Genomic DNA, 17,158 nt, shown 5'->3' with positions numbered 1-17,158 from the left:
AGGAAGTTTAATGACACCGCATACATTTGAGGTTTTAGAATTTTTCCGCATTGCGGAGATTATCGCAGGCTACTGCAAATCGGAGCAAGCGCGTGAACGGTGCTTGCAGAAACGGCCGCTGCAGGATGCGGCGGAAATTGCGGCAGCAAAGGAGCTTGGACGGGATATTCTCGGTTTTTTGCAGGCTGACGAACCGCTCCCGATTAAAAACATCCCGCCGCTCGATTCCGTGTTAAAACAGCTGCACACCGCAGGGGTCTGCCTTACCGTAGAAGAACTCTATGCGGCGGGGCTTTTGGCGCTGCAGATTGATGAGCTGAAGGCTTGGGCTGCAAAACAAAAGAAGCCGGAGAGCGCCGCCTGTAGGCTCATCGAATCGATGCCGCCGCTTCCACAAACCGAGCAGGCGGTGTTTTCGTTTATCGACAAAAACGGAGCGCTGCGGGACATTCCTACGCTTACGGCGATTCAAAAAAAGATGCGGCGTATCGAGGCCGATATCGAAAAAACCATGCGGAGCTACTGCACCGACGAGTCTACCAAGGGGATGCTGCAGACTCCTGCGCCCGTACTGCGGAACGGCAGGCAGGTTATCGCGGTGCGTTCCAACTTTAAGGGGCGGATTAAGGGCATTATCCACGAATACTCGCAGTCGGGGCAGAGTTTTTACCTTGAACCGGAAAGCATCGTGCTGCGCAATAACGAATTGATGCGGGCGCAGGCTGAGTATGAGCAGGAGCTGCACCGCCTGCTGCTGAACATCAGCGCAAAGCTCGCGGCGGAAGCGGATCCGCTTGAACGGGTATATGAGTGTGTGTCGGAGCTGGATTGTGCCGCCGCCGCTGCCCGCTGGGCATATTCCGAAAACGGAGTCTTTGTGCCCGATACGGGAAGCTCTCAATACTTTTATTTGCAGGCGGCACGGCATCCGCTGCTCGGCGCGGCGGCAGTGCCTATCGACCTTAAACTGGCGGCGGACGAGCGGATACTGATTATCACGGGGCCGAACACCGGCGGTAAGACCGTCAGCTTAAAGACCGCCGCCCTCTTTGTTCTATTAAACCAAACCGGCTGGCCGGTACTCGCAGGGGAAGACACGCGGATTCCGGTATTCCGGTATGTCGGCTGCGCCATCGGGGATGAACAGTCGCTCGAGCGCTCGCTTTCCACCTTTTCCGCATACATGCGCACGGTCGGGGGGCTATTGGAGGCGGCGGATGAGAAAAGCCTCATTCTGCTTGACGAACTCGGCAGCGGTACCGACCCTCAAGAGGGCGGCGCGCTCGCCATGGCGATTTTGGATGAGCTGTTTGCCCGCCGCTCGCGCGTCTTTGTAACAAGCCATCACGGTGTGTTAAAAAACTATGCGTACCGGAAACGCGGCTGCGTGAACGCCTCCGTTTCATTTGACGAAGCGACGCTCCGCCCCTCGTACCGGATACTGATGGGCATACCCGGCGAAAGCCGCGCCGTCGATATTGCGGAAAAAAACGGGTTGCCCGCCGAAGTTATCAGAGCCGCCCGCGCTTACATGGCGGACAGTTCCGCCGATGCCGCCGCCCTTATCAAGGGGCTGATGGAAAAGCATGAGCAGCTCGCAGTCTTTGAGCGGGAAAAAGAAGAGGCGGAAAAGGCGCTTACGGAAAAGCAGCGCCGCTTCGATTTAAACGCCCTCAAGCTCCGCCAAAAAGAGCTGCACCTCCGCTCTCAAGGGTATAAACGCTTGAATGACCTCTTCGAGCAAAAGCGCAACGAGATAGAAAACCTCGTCCGGGAAATTCAAGAAGGGGAGCTGACGCACGAAAAGACGAGTAAGCTGAAGCAGTTTTTTGCAGGCTTTGAACAAACGCTTGCGGAGGAGCAGACGGAGATCGGCAATGAGCAGCAGGAACTTTCCGGCATGGAGCAAGCGCTGCGGAATCGGGAACAGGCGCACGGGAAACCCGCAAACGGTATGTCTGCGACCGGTGTTCCTGCAAGCGCCTCAACAAACGAAGCGCTTACAGAAGGTATGGAAGTGCTTATCCCCCACCTGCACCGGCGCGGCGTTATTATCCGGAAAGAAAAAAAGAACTGGCTGGTGGCGGTCGATACCGTTAAGATGACCTTTCCTGCCGATAAACTTGAACCGCTAAGCCCGGCCGCCGCACCGCTGCGTACACCGCAGGTTGTGGTAGAGGCGGAGCTGCATAAGGAAAGCCGCCCCGAACTTGAGCTGCGCCTATTAGGTATGCGGCTTGACGAAGCGGAAAAGCACTTGCAAAATCAGCTCGATCTTGCCTTGATGCACAATATGCAGGAATTTTCGATTGTACACGGAAAAGGAAACGGGGTGCTGCAAACAATGGTACAGGAAAAACTTGCCGCAGCTCCGTATGTCGCGGAATTCTTTTTCGCCCGCCCCGAACACGGCGGCACCGGTAAAACTATTGTGCGCTTACGCTAGTACGCAGCGCGGGGAAAATTACGCTTCCTTTTTACCCTTACTAAGGGCGGCAATCCATTCTTCTTTACGTGCGGGTCGCATAATTCTAATGCCGTCCATAGCGGTACGGATTGCTTCCGAAAAAGCTCCTTTTGCAGACCGGTCGATAACGCGTACGATAGGGAAGCGGGGATCTTCCGAATTGTTGTCGATTACCTGTGCAACGGCATTGTTTGAAAGATACACAAAGCTGCCGATCGGGAAAAACGACAAAGCATTCAAAAGCGCTTTCAAGACCTCTTCATCATATTGCGAAGGCTCCCGCCTTAAAACGTTCAGTAATCCCGTTGCGGGGTCTTCCGCTTTTTTATACTTACGTTCGCCGGTCATCGCCTCATAAGAACAGGCAACCGCAATAATCTTTCCGTAAAGAGAAATTTTTTCACCGGTTAGCCGTTGAGGATAGCCCGTACCGTTTTCCCGCTCATGGTGATCGAGCGTACCGAGACAAACCGGCAGCGGGAATTTCGCTTTCTTTAATATTTTACACGAGAGCACCGGATGAACATGGAGATATTTTTTTTCTTCGTCCGACAGTTCTCCCGCTCTGGAATAAATGTCTTCTGCAATATGGATAAGGCCTATTTCGTGCATCAAGGCGGCGGTCGCCAACTCCACCAGCTGATGATTCTGCATTTTAAGTTCCATACCGACTACGATGGCGAAAACCGCCGAACGCAGCGAATGGGTAACAAGAAAATTATCCACGTTATAAGGCATAATGGATTGCAGAATAAGTACCGCCTGCCGGTTTTCCTGTACAAAGGCACACAGCTCCTTCATTTTCGCAATTATTTTTTCGGTATTGAGCGACTGTTTGTTGCGGTATGTGCTATATACTTCGTCCGTAAAATCATAAAATCTTTTATAGGTCTTTTCTACCAACTCTCCCGAAAGTTTCTGTTCGGCAAGGTCTTGCATTTTACCGTCCGCATCGGTCTTGCCGGCGCCTTTATCCTCTTTTTGCGGAGATTCTTCGGTAACGCTCCCTTTCGTATAAAGAAGCGTAAATTGCCATTCAGAGAGGAGTCTTTTCAATTCATCCGTAAAACAGCTTCCCTGAGTAAACAACAAAAACTTTTTATCAATGTACACATCCTCCGTAAAATATACGGGAGGGGCTAACTCTAAAAGTTTCAATGTATTCACTTAAATACGCTCCTGTAGTACACTGAATATGTGATCAAAAATTTTCGCACCATTGATATAGATTTATAGATTATAGGAGATTTTGAATGAAATTAAAAGTGCTTATTATTATATTCAATGCTGTTCTGTTAACCATCTTCTTTACAGTGCTTTCTTTTTCATTCTTTACCGCCGGTACTGAATTTATCGGCAATTTTTTTAAAAACTACTGGATATTCATACTTTTTTTTCTGATTCTCTTTGTGGGAATGAATATTTTTTTTATAACCAACTGGAAGCTGATAACCATCCTTGAATCCGAAGATTGGCCTGCGCTGTCTCTCTATTTGGAAACGGAAATTTTTGAAAAACATCATCTTACCGCTAAAAAAGTACGGCTGTTGTGTGAAATCAGTATTTTACTGGGAGATTTTGAAATATTAAGACGGCTTGAACGGGTACTCGAAGATAACAAACCCGAATATATTAAAACGTTTGCTTCCCGCTTTGCCGCGGCGAAGCTGCTTTCAAGCGATTATCAAGGCCTTGCCGAGTTTATGGCTCGTATTGTTGTACAACCTCATGAAGTTTCTCCTTGGATTCCGTTTTATGACGCTTTTGCGGCTCAGATGCTGAAACGGTACCGCGAAGCTGCGGAAAAGTTCTCCCTTATGCTGGAAACGGAACACGAACCGCTTGTCCGCTTGCTCGGCGTTTATTTTATGGCCTGCGGGCTCTATACGTATCTCGGCATCGATAAGGATGAGGCGGATAAACGGATTAAAGTACAAAAACACGAGCTAAAAAGACGTTCCTTGCAGCACTGGAAAAAATATATACAGAAAGAAAAACAAAACATTCATGTGCTTGTCCTCACAAAAGCAATCGATGACGCACTGATTTGGCTCTTTAAGGAAGATGACATCAAGGCAACGAAGTAGATATGCCATATCCAGCGCTTTTGCAAATAGACGGTACAGCTGCTAGGAGCCTAGCCGAAATAAAGCGGAGGCGTACTTGGTGTACGTCGAGCATTTATTTCGGCGTAGCGACAACGCAGATGCCCCGTATATTTGCAAAAAAAAGGACGGCTTGATCAACAGCATCAAACCGCCCTTGTTTTCGGGTGTATAAGAAACGGCGTCTGGATGTTGATACCGCCGTTTAATGTCCCGCTCTATGTTCATTGTCGGCAGCTGTTTTAAAACATTTAGAAAAATCTTTGGGAATCTTTAAAAATCTAACCGAGTTTTTAGAAATGCCCTTTTTTACCGGTTTTTAAATATCGTGCATACCTGCAGCGCCATCTGCCGGATCCTTCCGTACACTTTTTCTGCAGCAGCGATAGGCGGTAAACTTCCGTCAGCGCTGTTTTCATCGTTAAAAAAGAGCACTGCAACTAAATCTTTTGCAAAGCCGTTTTTAATTTCTTCATCTATTTTGTTGAGCTGCGTAATGAGCGCAGCTTGTTCTGCTATGTGTTCTGCACTGCCGGAGCTGCATTCCGCTAAGCGGCGGCACAGTGCCTCGGCTTTTTCCGCTTGTGCTGCAAGGGCGGCGGCTCCTTCGGTCATTGCATTGACCGAAGCGGCTAACTGCCGCTCCCGCGCACCGCAGCCGTCTAAAAACGCTTGGGAATACGCATTATGTACAATCGTCTGAAGCCGCTCCTCGATGGCGGTGCGCGGGAGGCCGCCGGCCGTCAAACCGGCAAAGTCTTCCGCAGAGCAGGCAGGCATTCCGGGTATAAAAACCCCGTGCGGCATCAGGTTAAAAGTTTTAACTTCGGGATATTTTGCAAGCGCGCTTTCAAACCACCACGCATAGAGCAGCATCCGGCGGTCGGTCAGCACCGTACCTCCGGCGTAATCTTTGTGCAGCGAAGGAAACGCCGAATATAAGCTATTAAAATTCGCCTGCTCTGCGGGGGCAAGGCGGGTGGAGCGGGTATGCGCGGCTTCTTCAAAGGTACTGCCTGCAAAGTGCGTTTGCTTGTTGGGGTAGGCTAAGTCCAGCCCCGCCATGATAACAGGGTTTGCACCGATATACCGCGCAAAATCCCACGCAGTCGTTGCAACGGACCCCCCGGCCGCAAGCGTGCAGTCCGCATCGCCGGCTTCGTTTTGTCCCTTGCCTTCAAGGTAGCGGGCAAAGGGCGAAGAAGAATTGGAAAGAAACACGGCGCGGCTCTGCTGCCGGAGTACGGCCGGAAAAACCGCCGCCTCGCTGATTAAAAGCGATTTACCCGTATCCAATCCGGCGGTGTGCAGGTAGTTCCAATACTGGGGGTCAAAGCTGAGGACAAAGTCGGGTGTAATTCCCGCCCGCAGACAGGCCCGCAGCGCCGTATCCACTGCGATAATCAAAAAATCCATGCCGCTTTTTTTAATCAGCTCAAGATGGGCGGTTAAACTCGGCCCGCCGGCAAGTACGGCGGCAGCTGCATCGGGAAAGGCGTTTTTAAAACAGCCGATCTTCGCCGCCGTACAAAGCGTACTCAGGTTTTTAACCGTATTTTTTAACCACAGCGTACCGAAGCGTTCCAGCGTTTTGGCATTGATGCTGTTTTTCATTTTATTCCGCTCAAGCAGCACGAAAAACGCTTCGTACCATTGCTTGTACGCTTCGATGGAAACGGCGGCTTTAAACAGTATGCTGCTATTCCAGCCCGTCGAGGCAAGAAACGACGCGGCCTCTTCCGGCTGCGTGCCTATTAGGAGGCTGAGCTTCCGGTGCCGGAAAAAAGAATCGAGCCGGCGGGCGGCTAAAAAGCAAAGAAAAACATTGCAATCGGCTTCAATAATTACCGCTTCGGCGGCGGGGAAATGCTCAATATACTGCGAAGCAAGGTAGCCTAAACCGAGCCCCGCAAAAATACAGCGGTTCCGCACCTCTGCGGTTTGGAAAAATTCGGAGCCGAGGATGCGGCGGGCTTCTTCCTGCGGGTTATATTTGGAATGCAGAAAACCGCCCCTTACCGTCAGCGTCGCCGTATGTTCCATCCCCCGTGCCTTCGCTGGTAAAAGGCGGTATTCGGGCGGAAGCGCTTGTAAACGCTGCAGGGCGGATTCAGGCTTATCAAGCCCAAGCCTCGCCGCCTGTTCGGGAAAGCGGGCGGTAAAGCTGCTGCAATTCCGGAGAAACGTTCCGCGGTCAACCGCAAAAGGGATGCCGGTAGAAGCCGCGCCGCTATTCGAGGCTGAGTTCAATGATCATTCCTTTTGCGATAGGTGTCCCCGCCGCCGGGCTCTGGGCTGTTACATAGCCGTCGCCGGTCAGCTTAACCGTAATATCGGTTCTGTTTAACAGCTCGAGGAGGAGCCGCTTCGGCGTGCCGATTAAATTAGGCATCGTATTGCCGACGGTTACCGGTGTTTGGCGATGGGATTGAATAATACCCGTGTGCGTTACGTTCGGCGCATTGGTGCGTCCCATACCGCGGTAGTCGATGATTGCGTTTGCGGCTTCCGAGATAGCCGGCGCGGCGACTAACGAACCGTAGGTTTCCCCGACGGGGCGGATAACCGCCATATACAGGATAACCTGCGGATCGTCGACGGGGAAAATACCGATACAGCTGCTTAAATAGTCGGTAGAGCTGTAGCCGCGTCCGTCCGCTTGCGCCATTTGAGCCGTACCGGTTTTAACTGCGATGGGAACTCCTTTAATCGAAGCGCGGAAACCGGTGCCGTCATCGGCGGCGGTCTGCATATAGTCGAGCACCGTTTTTGCCGTGTTTGCGGAAATGACCTGTTCCAGCGGCTTAGGTTTGTGCCGATACACCGGCTTGCCTGCCGAATCGAAAATTTCGGACAGCAGACTCAGCTTTAAGGTTTTTCCCTTATTGGTAAAGGCTGTTGCGGCCTGCACAATTTGCAAGGAGGTAACGCCGATTTCCTGCCCTATTGCGATGGTATGCTTAGTACGGGCAGACCATGACGACACCGGTGCAAAAATCCCCGCCGCTTCTCCGGGTAGCTCAAGACCTGTCTTTTTTCCGAACCCGAAAGCCCGCAGTTTTTCTGCAAAGGCGGCGGCATCGGTTTTGTCGGCAATCTGCGCCATTCCGTCGTTGCAGGAAAATTTGATAATATCCCGCGGCGTTACTTGGCCGTGTACCCGCAAGCAGCGGATCACATTTTGGTCTTTTTTGTCATTCAGCTGCCGCGGTCTAAAAATAAATTGAGCATCACAGGTATAAACATCGGTATCCTTTGTCGTACCAAGCTCTAAAAAAGAGGCTATCGAAAAAATCTTAAAAACGGAACCCGGTTCATAGATAAAATACGCGGGGCGGTCAAACCGTTCTTCTTGGGTGCTGGAAGAAAAACGAGCTAAATCGACCGAAGGTTCGCTGATATATGCGAGAATTTCTCCCGTCTTTGCATCGGCAGCAAGAAAAATAACCGCCTCCGCCTTTGCGCTTTTCATCGTCCGTTCCGCTATCTGCTGCAGCATATATTGAATGGAAGCATCTATCGTTAAAGCGACTGTGTACCCGTTCCTTCCGGCATCGACGGTACCTTCAGGCGGAGAAAGGATGTTTTGCAGAGAGTATTCGATGCCGGTCAATCCTTTTCCGTCATCCCCAAGATAACCGATCAGCGTCGACGCAAGCGCATTTTCAGGATAAATACGGTTTGCTACCGTCTCAAGCCGTAATCCTTTTAATCCGTATTCCTGTATTGCATCTTTTACAATATCTTTTTCATTTTCGCTTAATTTTTTCTTTAAGTATAAAAAATTTGATTTGGAATCTTGAATTTTATTCAGCAGCTCGGATTCCGAAATGTCAAGAATCGGAGCAAGAACGTTAACGAGCTGATTGAGATCCCCGATCAGGGTTTTATTTGCCGAAAGATTATAGAGCGTGGTCGCCGCAGCTAAAATTTTTCCGTTCCTATCTAAAATTGCGCCCCGTTCGCGTGCCTTTGTAACCGTGCGTACTTCGGGTTCTTCCCCAAGCATTGCGCACGCATACTTTGCAACGAGTAAGCCGGTAAAGATGAGTAACAGGCCGGCAAAAACAATAATGCGTTTTTTAGAAATAAAATGATTTAGTTCCATAGTAATCGACCGCAGATACTATCGACGGAGACGAACCCGTAATCGCGGGAGTCGCGAGATTGCGCTGCATTATCGCCAAGCGCTAAAATAAAACCGTCAGGAACCCGCTGCTCGTTTTCCGGTAAGAATCCTCCGAGATTCCTAAACTGTACGCGGTTAAGCGCGACCGTCCTGTTATCCAATCGAAGGGCTGCATAATCCCCCTGTGCTTCCTGCGGCGCCGTGATAAAATGCAGTGCCGCATTCTCCGTTTTTACGCACCGCTTTACAACATATCGGCCGTCTATATGATAAAGCACGGTGTCTCCCGTTTGCGGCATTTTCCACCGGCAAAGATACCGGTTCGTAGCAGGAAGGGGAATTCCATAAGCCAATTTCCATATAACAACAAATTGCCCATCGGAAAGAGCCGGCTCCATCGAATGCCCCGAAATCCGCCGTATTTCTAAAGCATAACTTTTTAAAAAGAGAACGCATCCTATAAAAATAAGGAAGCGCAGGATTTTTCTTTTCACCGGCTAAACATAGCAAAAAAAGAAGATTTTTTCCAGCGGGGAGCAACAGGCAATCAGGGTAAACGCATCAGGCCGTTTTTTTAACAACCCCGCGGAAAAATTGAGACTATTCGACCAGAGTTGAACCTCTTCGCGGTTCAAATGGTCTCACAGTCTCAATTTTTCCGCGATTTATATCTACTCTACCTGATGCGTTTACCCATTTACCGGAAAAATATGCGAAATTTTAAGTAAAATTTCGCACAGAAGGGAGACAATCTGCCTTTGACTCATTCGCCGAACTTATTAAAGTAACCTTGAATAAAGATAATCGGGGTACCTTTGTCGCCGCTGCCGGAAGTAAGGTCGCACAAGGAACCGATCAGATCGGTTAATTGGCGGGGTGTTGTTCCCTGCGCTTCGCTTTCGTCGATCTGCGACGATAAGGCATTTTTCTTATGCTCGCTGATATAGTTTATCATCGCTTGGTACTGTTCTTTGCCGGATAAGTTTTTAAAGTTGTTGTCGGCAAGGTACTTTAGTTTTACCTCATGCGGTGTGCCGGATAATCCTGCGGTAAAGCCCGGCGACACGACGGGGTCGGCAAGCTCCCAAATTTTTCCGACGGGGTCTTTAAACGCGCCGTCGCCGTATACCATCACCTCAACCGTTTTGCCGGTTTTCTCTTTAAGCATGAGTTGAATTTTTTCCACCAAGGCTTGGCAATTATTCGGGAAGAGCTTTATGGAATCTTCCGTGGCCTTATTCGAGCCGAGCAGCCCGTACTTGCTGTTGTATCCGCTGCCCTTAACCGGTTTGGCAAGTATGTCATCAAGGCCGTATACGCGGACGGCGCCGTGCTCCTTTAAACGCCACTTTGTGTCTTCCCGCGTATGAATGTCGCAGGCGAGCACGTTCTTTGTTGCGGAAAGAACGGCGCACGGATCATTTGCGAGCATAATGGAAGATTGTGAATTGTATTTTTTGATGATCGAGTTATAAAAAGCGATATAATCGATGCCGGTAAAGGGATGCTTGTACGACCCGAAGCGCTGTGTAAACTCCTCTGCCGTAAAGGAATCCAGCCACGGGTTTACCGATTCCGCTTTTCCGGCATCGGGATTCATCAGCCGGTTCCCCACCTCGTCGGAAGGATAGCTTAGCACGAGCGTTAGCCGGTTTCCCGCCTTTGCGATACCTTCCAAACAGATTGCAAAACGGTTTCTGCTCAAAATCGGAAACACCAAGCCGATGTGTTCGCTTCCGAATTTTTCCCGTATATCGGCGGCGATCTGATCGGTAGAAGCATAATTCCCTTGAGACCGGGCCACAACGGATTCCGTTACGGCAAGAATATCCCGATCGTGAATGGAAAAACCCTCCGCCTCTGCCGCCGACAAGAGCGTATCTACCGCAATTGCCGCAATATCATCCCCCGCATGTACAATAGGCGCTATCAGCCCCCGCGAAACCGTTCCAACCTTCTGAGGCATAATCTCTCTTCCTCCTGCGCCGCCAAAAATTGATCCGCAGTCCGCAAAGCGGATGACGTAATGAATTTCCTTACAGAACAAGCCGATAGGCTTGCAGTTTTAGCGGTGCTTTTTATTTTAACCGAGCGGCGGCCGTTGCGGCCTTTGCCATGCTCGGATACAATTCTACACACGAACGTTGAAGCCAGCCTCCGCTGAGGTGTACCCACAGTTCGCTCTCCGAATCTTTTGAAACGAATTCCGTCCCCGTTACTTCGTATATTTCTTTCCGCCGCGCATGATTGACGATAATGCCGTTTGCACCGGGCGTATCCTTTAATGAGATATATGTTTCGGTGATAACGGCAAACCGGTCGGCGTCATTTACGGCAGAATCGGGCGGCAGCGCAATCGAATCCAAACTTACATGCCGCGTACAGGCAGCCAAGCCGAATAAAACGCACACTGCAGCAATCTTCCATAGTGGTGCGGAGTTTCCGTTTCTTTTGGTATTTTTCACGATTATAACTGATAAAATTTCCGCAGCTCAGGGATGAATAGTGCATCCGACGGAACCATCGGAATGCCGGACAGCTCGTCAATCGAGAACCACTTTAATTCCGAATGTACGGAAGAAACACAGTTCTGTTCCTCCGGAAGAATTACCTCGTAGGCAAAAAGATCAAAATTACGGCGGTCGTTTTGAAAATGCTTATGTGCGATAAACTTGCCGACGGATATACCTACTGCAAGTTCTTCTTCATATTCGCGGATTAACGCTTGCTGATGCGTTTCTCCTGCCTCACACTTTCCTCCGGGAAATTCCCAATGCTCTCCGACATCGCCGCCGGGTGTCCGCAAGCCGAGCAGGAACTTATTATTCTTCCGGACAATACCCACTACCGATTCACGCATAGGCTATAAGAACAATACCTGCGAGAAGAGCAGGTGAGTAATACCGGCAAACAGGCAGAAGATGCCGATCGGCTGTTCAAAGTTCAGAATAGGGGCAAGGAATGGAGGCAGCGTCATTTGATTTTCTGAGGCTTTAAGCCAGCGGTCAAAGAATACGACGCCGCCGAATAGGCCGGAAAGGGCAGGGATAATATCGCCGACCAGCGGGACAGACCCTCCAACGGGACTGAGTAGTTTAAACACTGCAGAAATTCCCGAAAAAATCAGAAGCACCAACAAAAAAGTCGGATCGTTTAAAAGCGGATATTTTATGTTAAATTCCTCTTTGTCCTTTGCAGACAGGATTAGAATCCCCCCCATCATGAGGTTTGTGGTAACGGAAAGATAATAGAATGGTAACATGTTTGCCCCCGTAACGCATAATGGCGTCTTTGTTAGGATACTTTATTTTATAAAAAAAAGCAATTCGTAATTTGCCGGCAGTAAATTGAGGGGTTGACCTAAAATGAAAATTACTTCATAATCGATTCGTTACCTTTCGGGGGTGTAGCTCAGTTGGCTAGAGCGCTTGCATGGCATGCAAGAGGTCAGGGGTTCAATTCCCCTCACCTCCAGATAAAATAAAAAGAAGGTAGGCAAAGAACCGCGTATGGATATATCAACTCTTGACCCTGATCTTGCAGCCTTATTGGAAGATATTCCTGTTGCGCCTTCTCCTTCCTCTCCTCATCTTGATCTTTTTGATGATATAAGCGATGACATTATTCTATCCGCCTCTCCGGAAGCATCCGGCAGCTTGGAACCGAGTCCTGCGAGAGTTGACCTAACCGTTAAAGCTTTCCCCAAAGTTGAGCGTTTCTATAATGACGCTCCGCACACCTATTTTGATTCGGCTGATTTTTATAAAAAAGTATTAAAAAACTGCGGTGAAGCTTCCCAGCGCTTGCATAATACGCTTACTAAATATCTTACTACCCGCGACCAAAAAGACCGTACCGTATACCGGCAACAGCTTGTTACAAATTATTGGCAGTTTATTTCCGTACTTGTATTAAAATTGACGACGGACGAAGCTGCAATAGAAAAAAAATATGCGCTTCGTTACGGGCTTATTTTACCGACGCTTTTGACTGCCGAACAGAAAGATACGTTTGCAAAGATTATCGATGAAAATCCCTACAATGAACCCATTTATTATCTGGATGAATGGTTCCATGATATTGCAATCGGCTTAATCAATCCTTCTTCTACCGATGAGGTACGGACAAAGCAAAAGAATATTTCGACCCATTTTCAACAGCTTCTTAGTAAGGCGCAGGGAAAATTGCAAAGTGCGGAAAACCTGCTCCGTGCGAAATCCGATGAACGGTCAAGCGCGGAAGAATTGGTAAAGAACCAAATCCACGAGTTGTTCGTGCACGATAGCCTTGCCGGTTTTGCAGGGATAAAAGCTCCGTTTACCGAAATACAAAAACGCAATGTAAGCGATCTGGGCGACAGTCTGCGGCGTATCCTCGCACTGGATAAAGAGTTGACCAATTTCTTGGCCGAATATCACCGTGTAGACGAGGATGTACGCTCGTTGAAAGAAAAAATTGAGGTAAGCGGCGATGGTGAATTGAATGTTTCGGATGTAAATACCGAGCTTGAAACCGTCCGGCAAATGGTTAAGATGACCTGCGGCCGGCAAGGAAACCACTTTCCTATTTTATCACGTGAGTTTTTCCATTGTACGCCGAACGAAATCGGTATTCGGGAAAATGTATTGGAAATTATGCGCTGGATTGAAAGCATCGACTGTGAAGCGTATTGCCGCCAATACCGTTCGCAGCTAAACAGAATACCGCCGTTTGTTGTCCTTATCCCCTCTTACGGAGATATAGGTTTTTGTTGGGAACCCTTTGACCGGTATAACCGCGTAACCAGCCGCGGACGCATTGCAATTCCGATGTATACAAAAAATTTAAAAAATGCACTTTTAACGGCTACTGCCGATCTCCGCTGGCAGGTTGCAAAAGAAAAAGCTTCATACTATTGGATGGAAGAAGGTCTAACCGGTAATTACTATCAATGGTTCCAGGCTCAAAAGCTGAAAGGCGATGTAAAAGAATACTTTATCGAAGACTACCTAATCTGGATGACGAAAGAAAGCGAAGGCATACAGAAACTGGATAGGGAAGTACGCAATGTATTTTGGCGTTATATGCCGTTCAGCAAGGCTGTTAAAGAAGAGCTGAAAAATCGGGCGCCCGTTTATCAAGAGCTGTGCCAGAAAGACCTGAACCGCCAGATGTCCGACGGTTATTAATGCCTGTCTGCCGCAGTTTATTTTTTATTGTTTAATCCATACTTATTCATTATTTTCTTCATAATCTTACCGTAAAATAAGAATGATAAGACGATTCCTGCAATAACCGAGAAAGGAAGCGCCGCTAAAATACTTGCACTAATTAATTTTGCCAGCAAAATAATAATTCCGGCACATATCGCGCTGCAGCCGATGATGAGAACAAGGGTTACCAATGTTCCGATAATTAAAAAAAGAATAATATTCCGCATGTTATTCCCCGCTTTTGCCTGTACTTCGGTTTTTCTTTTTTCCTTTTCGTTCTTGAATGAAAATAGCAATCAATAAGCCGAAAGCGCATACGACGATGGCAGCATCTGCAATATTAAAGGTAGGCCAGCGTTCCAAACCGAAAATACCGAAAAATTTAACATCGATAAAATCCACAACTCCTTCCGCTCTAAAAAACCGATCGAGTAAATTGCTTATTCCGCCGCCTATAATGCCGCTTAAAAACCAGCGCTGCAGCCGGGAAAATTCCGATTTAAAATAGACAATGCAAATGCCGGCGATAAAAAAGGCAGGAATACAGGCCATTACGATAAAGCGCATAACGGAAGACAGTCCGCTTCCTAAACTGAATGCGGCGCCGGTATTGTACACACAGACAATCCGTAAGAGGCCGCCGAAAAAAGAAGCGCCGACAGACCACGGGGCAATCGATTTTATAATCAGCCATTTAGTGAATTGATCAAGAGCAATAACCGCAAAGATGAGTATAAGCGGCAAAAAGTAATCCCGTTTGGTTTTAATATTCATCGGCACAGTATAATCGAATTTTTCCGAAAGGTCTACAAACTTTATCGGAACGGCAAAAAAGCCGATACCTATTAAGGAAGGTTATTATGCTTTGTGTTTATTTTGAAATTCCTTATGAACGGCAGCTGTTGAGAATTGCGCCGTTTGAAATACAAAAACTCTTTAATGCCGTTGCGGAATCGGCCGAAGCAAACGGGGCAACTTCATTTAAGATTTCCTGTGCTTCTATCTATTGCTTTAGCAGCAGCGAACTTGCCCCGGTCTTTTCCGCCAATTTATTTTTACAGAACTTGGCCGATCTGCTGCGTGTCTATAGAAGGCGGATTGTAGACTATCGGGTTATTATCGATTGCTGCGGCGAAACGGATTCGGAAGATACCATTACCGATCATTTTGCTGCCTATAGAAGTATACTTGTGCCGAACCGCAGCTTTTTTGCCTCCCCGGAAGCGGAGCGGCTTTTGCAATCCTATATCCGGTTTGAATATGTATCGAAAATCAAACTCTACTACAGCGCTGAGTTTATCGTACCGAAAACGATTAACGGTGAATCTGCGGAAAAGCCGTGCAGCATCTATCTAACGGGTACCGTTACATGGCTGCATGCGCTGTACCATTTTATGCTGTTGCATCCTGTTACCGGCCAAGCCGTAGCGGAAGTCCTTTCGGACAGCGAAAGAGCGCAATTTGATAAGACAAAGCACGTGCAGTATTATTTCCGCCGGAATCGATTTTGTTCGGATTATCCCGATTACTTTATCGATGCTTTTTTATTATACACACAGCTGTACTTCCGCGTTTTTGAAAAAAGCGCTCATATTACCGAACTAACGGTTATATATACCGAGGAAAATGCCGAAGAAGCTAATCGGCTGTTAAACGTGCTCCCTATTCGTGCGCATACCGAGCGTATGCCGGAAAAGTCAATGCAGCTTGACGGTTTATCGTTGGACTTTTTACAGCTTGCGTATCTGACAATATACGGTTCCTCGTTTATTTTTGAGGATGAGCTACAAGAATTTTTCCTTTCGCTGCATAAAAGCACGTCGTTTATTACGAATTTATACGAATGGATGTATGCTGCCGGTATCACTGCAGTGAAAGATGATATATATTCGGCAAGTAAAGGTGCCGTTGATCTATTGGAACAAAAACTTGGAGCTGAAAGAGAGAAGGTAAAACCGTATATAGCTGATTTTTTATGGGATAAATATAAGAAGGGAATGCTGTGTCCCGACGAGAACCTAAAAGATATTTTTTATGCGCTGCAATTTGAGCCGCAAGATCAGTTTATGCTGCATTATTTCTTCCATAAATATTCGGATAAAGAAATTCCTCAGATCGATATCGGTTCCTTTAAGAATGCAGTCTTTTTCGGTGCTCTTGAAAGTTATCAAAAGGCATTAAAAATCAGTAAACAAAAAAATATTAACGAAGCGGTGCACGCGGTAAAAAAAGCCGTCAGCTCGGTTCAAAAACATACGTTCCCCGCAGGTGAATACAGAGCGCTTTCTTGTATTGCGTTTCTGCATCTGTCTCAAAATAAAATAGAAGATGCGGTAACATATTTCCAATATGCGCTTGATATTGCCGAATCGCTTAACGACAGCCGATTTATCTGCGAAGCACTGTTTAACCTCGGTATTAGCTGCTTTTTGCAGAATAATTTGCATGCTGTCTCCGGTTTTTTAGACCGTCTCTTACAGGCATCGGAGGATTATTTTGAGGAGCCTAAAAAGATACCGTGCCTTTTTATGCAGGGAAGGGTTGCGTTGCAATTAGGAGATTACGGTAAGGCGGAGCTTTTATTCCAAGAAGCGGAAAAAGCGGCGTCGAAGCACTTTCAAGAATGGATTCCGCTTTGCAGAATTTGGTACGCAAGGACATTGTCTCAAAAAGGGCAAACGGGCAAAGCTCAGCCGGTATTCATTGCGAATTTGGATAAATCGCCCGATGCACTTTTGTTTTTAATCGAATCATTTTTATTGGCTCCGATTTTCAGGGATGAACGTTCGCAAATACAAGCTGCTTCCGAAATAATAACTGCACCGGTTGAACCGTATCAAAGCGGTTTCGCGCTTGCAGAAGATTTGGTTTGGGGACATTTGTACAGCCGGCCGGTGATGGAGATATTTTATACCGCAATGGACAGCTATTACCGTTTCCGTCTTGCTGCGGAATTGTTGGAGGATTCTGCTCAAACATATCTGCAAGTGCTTGAAGATACCGCACGGGAGGCTCTCCGCCACTCCGATATGTATGCTTCCATATATGCATATCTTTGCTATGATGCCATTCTCCGCAGAGAGGGGAGTACTTCGGATACGGCAAACGGATATTTAAGCCGTTCGTTTAAAGCGTTACAAAATTGTATGGATATGATGACGGAAAACACTGTGCGGGATAAATTTATTTTCCGTAATGTGTGGAATGCAAAACTCTACGCTGCGGCACAAAAAAATAAGTTAATTTAAAACCGATCCGCCGGAAG

Annotated in this window: 14 protein-coding genes and 1 tRNA gene; 5 read left to right on the top strand and 10 right to left on the bottom strand. The window is 47.8% G+C overall.

The features are described 5' to 3' along the window. The first annotated feature begins 10 nt into the window (after positions 1-10). Positions 11-2,446 carry an endonuclease MutS2 gene (locus tag HMPREF1222_RS05805; protein WP_016518608.1) on the top strand — a complete coding sequence of 812 codons (2,436 nt, stop codon included), beginning with the start codon at positions 11-13 and terminating at the stop codon, positions 2,444-2,446. Between the two features lie 18 nt (positions 2,447-2,464). Here the strand turns inward: HMPREF1222_RS05805 and HMPREF1222_RS05800 are convergent, their stop codons facing one another. Continuing rightward, complete coding sequence (locus tag HMPREF1222_RS05800; RefSeq protein WP_016518607.1) at positions 2,465-3,634, bottom strand: HD-GYP domain-containing protein; 1,170 nt, start codon at positions 3,632-3,634, stop codon at positions 2,465-2,467. A gap of 86 nt (positions 3,635-3,720) precedes the next feature. Here HMPREF1222_RS05800 and HMPREF1222_RS05795 point away from each other — a divergent pair, with 86 nt between their 5' ends. Further along, entirely contained in the window at positions 3,721-4,554 is an 834-nt protein-coding gene (locus HMPREF1222_RS05795) for a hypothetical protein (protein WP_016518606.1), read from the top strand. Positions 4,555-4,881: 327 nt separating this feature from the next. Here HMPREF1222_RS05795 and HMPREF1222_RS05790 read toward each other — a convergent pair whose 3' ends face one another. The 7 genes from HMPREF1222_RS05790 to HMPREF1222_RS05760 form a co-directional block, all read right to left on the bottom strand. Then, the gene (locus tag HMPREF1222_RS05790) at positions 4,882-6,822 is read right to left on the bottom strand and encodes a motility associated factor glycosyltransferase family protein (protein WP_016518605.1); all 1,941 of its coding nucleotides are present in this window, start codon (positions 6,820-6,822) and stop codon (positions 4,882-4,884) included. After that, the gene (locus HMPREF1222_RS05785) at positions 6,803-8,680 is read right to left on the bottom strand and encodes a penicillin-binding protein (protein ID WP_016518604.1); all 1,878 of its coding nucleotides are present in this window, start codon (positions 8,678-8,680) and stop codon (positions 6,803-6,805) included. The genes HMPREF1222_RS05790 and HMPREF1222_RS05785 overlap by 20 nt, the downstream gene beginning before the upstream one ends. Continuing rightward, on the bottom strand, positions 8,671-9,195 hold the full coding sequence (lepB, locus tag HMPREF1222_RS05780) for a signal peptidase I (protein ID WP_081636880.1): 525 nt from the start codon (positions 9,193-9,195) through the stop codon (positions 8,671-8,673). The genes HMPREF1222_RS05785 and lepB overlap by 10 nt, the downstream gene beginning before the upstream one ends. A gap of 269 nt (positions 9,196-9,464) precedes the next feature. After that, positions 9,465-10,667: a coenzyme F420-0:L-glutamate ligase gene (locus HMPREF1222_RS05775; protein ID WP_016518602.1), complete on the bottom strand. Its 1,203-nt coding sequence runs from the start codon at positions 10,665-10,667 to the stop codon at positions 9,465-9,467. A 112-nt stretch (positions 10,668-10,779) separates the two neighbouring features. Continuing rightward, entirely contained in the window at positions 10,780-11,166 is a 387-nt protein-coding gene (locus tag HMPREF1222_RS05770) for a hypothetical protein (RefSeq protein WP_232502090.1), read from the bottom strand. Positions 11,167-11,168: 2 nt separating this feature from the next. Further along, positions 11,169-11,561 (bottom strand): (deoxy)nucleoside triphosphate pyrophosphohydrolase, encoded by a 393-nt coding sequence (locus tag HMPREF1222_RS05765; RefSeq protein ID WP_006188681.1) that lies wholly within the window; start codon positions 11,559-11,561, stop codon positions 11,169-11,171. A 3-nt stretch (positions 11,562-11,564) separates the two neighbouring features. After that, positions 11,565-11,963 (bottom strand): hypothetical protein, encoded by a 399-nt coding sequence (locus tag HMPREF1222_RS05760; protein ID WP_006188680.1) that lies wholly within the window; start codon positions 11,961-11,963, stop codon positions 11,565-11,567. Between the two features lie 138 nt (positions 11,964-12,101). Here HMPREF1222_RS05760 and HMPREF1222_RS05755 point away from each other — a divergent pair. Together HMPREF1222_RS05755 and HMPREF1222_RS05750 are read left to right on the top strand one after the other, a co-directional pair. Beyond that, positions 12,102-12,175: transfer RNA gene (locus HMPREF1222_RS05755), tRNA-Ala, on the top strand. A gap of 35 nt (positions 12,176-12,210) precedes the next feature. Beyond that, positions 12,211-13,869: a hypothetical protein gene (locus HMPREF1222_RS05750; RefSeq protein WP_016518601.1), complete on the top strand. Its 1,659-nt coding sequence runs from the start codon at positions 12,211-12,213 to the stop codon at positions 13,867-13,869. 17 nt (positions 13,870-13,886) lie between these two features. On the opposite strand, the gene HMPREF1222_RS05745 is transcribed toward HMPREF1222_RS05750, so the two are convergent. After that, on the bottom strand, positions 13,887-14,120 hold the full coding sequence (locus tag HMPREF1222_RS05745; RefSeq protein WP_006188678.1) for a hypothetical protein: 234 nt from the start codon (positions 14,118-14,120) through the stop codon (positions 13,887-13,889). Between the two features lies 1 nt (position 14,121). Beyond that, entirely contained in the window at positions 14,122-14,667 is a 546-nt protein-coding gene (gene lspA, locus HMPREF1222_RS05740; protein WP_006188677.1) for a signal peptidase II, read from the bottom strand. Between the two features lie 86 nt (positions 14,668-14,753). On the opposite strand from lspA, the gene HMPREF1222_RS05735 reads away from it, so the two are divergent. Further along, a complete protein-coding gene (locus tag HMPREF1222_RS05735; protein WP_016518600.1) occupies positions 14,754-17,141 on the top strand; it encodes an ATP-binding protein in 2,388 nt (795 codons plus the stop codon). The last annotated feature ends 17 nt before the right edge of the window (positions 17,142-17,158 follow it).

The sequence above is a fragment of the Treponema vincentii F0403 genome (assembly GCF_000412995.1).
Classification (GTDB): Bacteria; Spirochaetota; Spirochaetia; order Treponematales; family Treponemataceae; genus Treponema; species Treponema vincentii.
This window is presented reverse-complemented; position numbering and strand designations above follow the sequence as displayed.